The 1717-nt window shown below is 72.3% G+C and carries 1 protein-coding gene and 1 pseudogene; one reads left to right on the forward strand and one right to left on the reverse strand.

What is annotated here, in order from left to right; translation table 11 throughout:
- Positions 1-329: 329 nt before the first annotated feature.
- Positions 330-1070 (forward strand): bestrophin-like domain, encoded by a 741-nt coding sequence (locus tag OKJ99_RS08665; RefSeq protein ID WP_326015276.1) that lies wholly within the window; start codon positions 330-332, stop codon positions 1068-1070.
- Between the two features lie 12 nt (positions 1071-1082).
- On the opposite strand, the pseudogene OKJ99_RS08670 reads toward OKJ99_RS08665, so the two are convergent.
- Positions 1083-1717: pseudogene (locus OKJ99_RS08670) on the reverse strand (hypothetical protein); the annotation flags it as partial.

The raw sequence follows: 1717 nt of genomic DNA on the forward strand, positions 1-1717 counted from the left end.
CCGCGTCGGCGAGGTCCACGACGGATGAACCGCGCAGGATTCCGGCGACGTTGACGGCGATGTCGAGGGGGCCGAGGCGCGGCAGCCCGACCAGCCCGGTCAGCACGTCCCGGAACACGCCCGCGAACAGTCCCGGGAACACGCCCAGAAGCCTCAACAGCCCCCGCTGCTCAGCCGTTTCGTGCGCGAGGACGGACGTCCCACCGGACTCGGCGTCATGGCGGCGATGTTCCTCGTGCTGCTGCCCGCCGCGATCGCGGCGGCCGTGCTCGGCTCCGCCCGCAAACACTGACCGGAACGACCGGCCCCCGAACGGAAGCGGTCCCTGAATGATCGAGATACTGGCCATCGTCCTCGGCGTCGCGCTGCTCGCCGCCGCGATCGTCCTCGTCAAGCACCGCTACTGGCCGCTCGGCCCGGAGGACGAGCCGCGCGAGGACGTCGCCGAGTACATCTCGATGATGGTCGGCGTCCTCTACGCGCTGGTGCTGGGCCTCGCCCTCGTATCGGTCTGGGACACCCACGCGGGGGCCGAGGACCACGCGGCCGCGGAGGCGAGTGCGGCGCACCAGATCCACCTGCTCTCGGCCGGCCTGACGCCCACTCAGGGGGAGCGGGTGCGCGCGGACATCGAGCGGTACATGACGCATGTCGCCGACACGGAGTGGCCGGCCATGGAGCAGGGCGATCCGCCGGACGCGGCGGGCTGGCGGCTGCTGAGCGGCGTCCGCGCGCAGAGCCGGCTGTCGTCCGATGCCACACCCTCCCAACAGGCCACGGTCCAGGAGACATTGGCGCAGTTGAGCGTGCTCGACGAGGCGCGCAGGGGCCGGGAGACCGACGCGGGTGAGCGGCTGTCGCCGGTGATCTGGTTCGGCCTGATCGTCGGGGGCGGCCTCACCGTGGCGTTCATGTTCATGTTCGGGGTGCAGCGCAGCTTCACCCACGTCGTGATGGTGATGGGCCTGTCCGCCCTCATCACGTTCACCGTGCTGCTGATCTACCAGCTCGACGGGCCGTTCACCGGCCTGATGGCGGTCGACCCGGAGCCGTTCACCCGCAGCTTCTGAGCAGCACGCGGTCTACAGCTCCGCCCCCAGGTCGTCGCGCACGACGTAGCTGCACTGTGTGTACGTGTAGCCGGGCTTGACGCTGCCGCCCGCCGCGCGCCCGAGCGCCGTCGCGTCGCGGCCGCCCGGCTTGTGCAGGAAGTGGTACGTGCCCGCGGGCAGCCGCAGCGTCTTCTTCGGGTAGCTCTTGCCGCTCGCCTTGCACGCCTTGCCGCGGCCCGCCGCCTCGGTCGGGTACGCCTTGCAGGACCCGCAGGCGACGATGGTGATGCGGCCGGTGACCGGGCCCGTGTAGAGGACCTCGACCGGGTCGGGCCCGTCGTTGCTGATCACCAGCTCCATGCGGGAGCCGCCCGGCTCACCCCTCGGCGGCAGCCGGTTCCCCGCGGCGGGGCGCAGCTGCGCGATCTCGGCGGCGATGGCGACCTGCTGGGCGCGGGCCCGTCGTCTGTCGCTCTTGTACGCGCCCGCGAAGTCCGTCAGCGACGTGTGGGCCGCGCCGAACCTCTTGTCCTTGAACTGGTCGATGCCGCAGGCGTACGCCCCGTCCTCCACGGCCGTCGCGACCCCGCCGCGCAGGTGCGCCGGCGCGGGCGCGGGCAGCCGCTTCGCGGTGTCGCCGATGCGGCGCAGCGCCCGGGTGGCGG

The sequence above is a fragment of the Streptomyces endophyticus genome (genome assembly GCF_035798155.1).
GTDB classification, from domain to species: Bacteria; Actinomycetota; Actinomycetes; order Streptomycetales; family Streptomycetaceae; genus Streptomyces; species Streptomyces endophyticus.

What these genes read in the sequence shown, in the direction of transcription:
- OKJ99_RS08665 (WP_326015276.1), top strand. Translation starts at nt 330, where the DNA reads ATGATCGAGATACTGGCCATCGTCCTCGGCGTCGCGCTGCTCGCCGCC.